This window comes from Tardiphaga sp. (assembly GCF_041424195.1).
In the GTDB taxonomy this organism is placed as follows: Bacteria; Pseudomonadota; Alphaproteobacteria; order Rhizobiales; family Xanthobacteraceae; genus Tardiphaga.
Genome location: NZ_JBGMOE010000003.1, coordinates 1 through 2,732 on the forward strand (window position 1 = coordinate 1; position 2,732 = coordinate 2,732).

The window sequence follows — 2,732 nt, forward strand, 5'->3', positions numbered from 1 at the left end:
GGTGCTGGCGCTCGCAAGGGCGTGGAGGTTCGAGTCCTCTTCCGGGCACCATTTTCCCAGTCCGGCGACGTCCATGAGCGTCGCGTAAGTGGCTGGGGCCGAAGGCCTTTTTCAAATATCTTGTCCGACATGGTTCGGGTGGGTTCGACCATATACCCCCGCTTTTAAGGGTATATTCGGCTCCCAATCCACCCGCTTTTTGGATGGAGATACCCCATGGGCCTTACCGCACTCGCGATCCGTAACGCCAAGCCTCGAGCGAAGCTCTACAAGCTCGCCGACGAGCGCTCCCCGTTCCTCCTCGTCATGCCCAACGGCGCAAAATACTGGCGGCTCTCTGCGACAATCATGCAGGTCTCTCTCCAGAGCCGCTGATGTGGAGCCGGTTGTGAACCGGTCGCTCTCAGCACGACGCCTTCTAGGGTCTAGTTGTATTTATACAAGCGCTTGTATATTGAGGAGCTATGGCTCATTCGCCGACCTTGGGAACGCTGTTGCGACGGCTGATCGATGTGCTCGATGGGGCCGTGGAGGAGTCCTATGCGGATGCAGGTCTCGATTATCGTCCGCGTTACACCCCGATCATGCGTGAACTGCTCGCTCAAGGCCCGGCGACGATCCGCGCGCTGGCCAAGCGTAGCGGCGTCACCCATTCCGCGACGGGGCAGACCGTCAACCAGATGGCAAAACACGGGCTGGTGACACTCACCACCGGAGACGACGCGCGGGAGCGTATCGTCGCGCTGACGCCGCATGCCGAAAAGCTCGTGCCCCAACTGCAGCAGCTTTGGGCTGCGACCGAAGCTGCTGCGCGAACGCTTGACGATTCGCTCGGCTTGTCGCTTCCCGAAGTGATCGCGCGAACGCTCAAACTGCTCGAAGAAGTCCCGTTTTCCGAACGCCTGCGCGAGGCGTCCAATCCTGTTTTTCCTCAATGAAAGTCGTTTGATTCATGCGCTTTACCGGTTTCGCGCTCGCGCCCCTGATGGGCCTCGTCATATGCCCGGCAGCTGCCCAGCGCGCTGTTCCGGTCACGGTCGCGAGCGCAGAGGCGCCGATCGCGCTGACGGCCGCGCAGCGCACTGCCGCCATCGCGGACGTCGTTCGGCGCGTGACGGTTCGCTATGTCTTTCCCGATCGGATGGCGGCGATCACAACCCGTCTCCAGGCGGGGCTGGCGTCGGGTCGCTACGACACCGAAAACCCGACCATTTTCGCAGATCGCGTCACTGAGGATTTGCGCGGGGCCAGCAATGACCGCCACATGTATCTTCGATACGCGCCGGCCGAATATGCCGCCACGCTCGCCTCCAAGGCCGAGGCGAAGGACAATGCTGCGCTCGATGCTCTGTGGAGCCGGCGAGCTCGCCGCGCCAATCACGGATTAGAGGAGATGCGAATCCTTCCGGGGAATATCCGCTACCTGCGGATCACCGGCTTCCAGTGGATCGATGACCAGACCGGCACGGCCTATGACGCGGCGATGCGGTTCCTTCGCGATGGCGATGCTATCATCATCGATCTGCGCGGCAACGGGGGCGGGTCACACGCAGCGGTGCGCTATCTGCTCAGCCATTTCATGGATCCGGATACGCTGGACATCACGTTTCTCGAGGCGGGCAAAGCGCCGATACAGTCACGCACACTCGACAATCTTCCTGCTGGACGCATCAAGGATAAGCCCCTCTACGTGTTGATCGACAAGCAAGTCGGTTCGGGTGCGGAAGCGTTCGCGTACGATGTCCAGCAATTCCACCTCGGCAAGCTGATCGGCACCACCACTGCGGGGGCCGCGAACAACAACGAATTCTCGCCGGTCGCTCCGGGGTTCATGCTCAGTTGCTCCTATGGTCGGCCTGTCCATCCGGTATCGCAATCCAACTGGGAAGGCGTGGGCGTGGTGCCGGACATCGCGGTCGATCCCGATCGCGCGCTGGATGTGGCCCAGTCGCAGGCGCTCGAGGCCCTTGCCGGACGAACCGGTCCCGATCCCGCCGATCGCGCCGACTGGGCGTGGGCGCGATCGGCAATCGAGGCACGGTTGCAGCCGCCGACGCTATCGGCGGCCAGACTACGCGCGCTGGCGGGGCAATATGGGACGCAGCGCATAGTGTGGCGCGCTGGTTCGCTCTATCAGCTCCGGCGCAACGGCCAGTTTGCTCGACTGCTACCGCTGACTGCGGATGGGCTGTTCACGGTCGAAGGCTTCGACGATCATTTTCGCATCCGCCTAAGCGACGACGCGATGGAAACCCAGTGGAACGACGAACCATCGGCCACGCGCCGGCTACGATCGGGTAAAGGTGGAATGAGCCGAGCGTCTGAATAGGCTCGATTGGCCGAGGTAACGTGTCGCGCGCGCCAGTCGACTCTCGGACTGCTCGACCACCATATAATTGTCCGCTTTCAGGCAGGTCTGCGGGAACGCTGAACGTCCGGCCGGGGGCGCGTTGCGGTCAGGCACCTTCACGCTGCGCGAACGGCTGGTTCTGGCGGGAGCTGACGTGCAAAGTCCGACCGCGAACGACGCACTCTGGTCGAAAGCCGCCGCCAGCTTCGCGGCGGCGGTGACCCACGAGCGGCCACTCCTGAGACTTTTTCACCTTCCCAACTTCCGACATCCATTCATCGGTGCACACTCAAACTACAGCTCAGCCGGAATGGCGAAACCTGGTACAAAGGGGCCATGGGCATCGGACCAAGAGATGACCGCAATGTCCGAAGCCGCCACC

Annotated in this window: 3 protein-coding genes; all 3 read left to right on the plus strand. The window is 62.3% G+C overall.

Annotation, left to right across the window (positions count from 1 at the left end; translation table 11 throughout):
- Positions 1-216: 216 nt before the first annotated feature.
- The 3 genes from ACEK02_RS00175 (at position 217) to ACEK02_RS00185 (ending at position 2,329) form a co-directional block, all read left to right on the plus strand.
- Positions 217-375, plus strand: coding sequence for an Arm DNA-binding domain-containing protein (locus ACEK02_RS00175; RefSeq protein ID WP_371419803.1), 159 nt, complete (start codon positions 217-219; stop codon positions 373-375).
- A gap of 89 nt (positions 376-464) precedes the next feature.
- On the plus strand, positions 465-938 hold the full coding sequence (locus ACEK02_RS00180; RefSeq protein ID WP_371419804.1) for a MarR family winged helix-turn-helix transcriptional regulator: 474 nt from the start codon (positions 465-467) through the stop codon (positions 936-938).
- A 14-nt stretch (positions 939-952) separates the two neighbouring features.
- A complete protein-coding gene (locus ACEK02_RS00185) occupies positions 953-2,329 on the plus strand; it encodes a S41 family peptidase (protein ID WP_371419805.1) in 1,377 nt (458 codons plus the stop codon).
- The last annotated feature ends 403 nt before the right edge of the window (positions 2,330-2,732 follow it).

Coding starts and splice junctions, on each gene's coding strand:
- ACEK02_RS00180 (WP_371419804.1), top strand. CDS start 465: ATGGCTCATTCGCCGACCTTGGGAACGCTGTTGCGACGGCTGATCGAT.
- ACEK02_RS00185 (WP_371419805.1), top strand. CDS start 953: ATGCGCTTTACCGGTTTCGCGCTCGCGCCCCTGATGGGCCTCGTCATA.
- ACEK02_RS00175 (WP_371419803.1), top strand. CDS start 217: ATGGGCCTTACCGCACTCGCGATCCGTAACGCCAAGCCTCGAGCGAAG.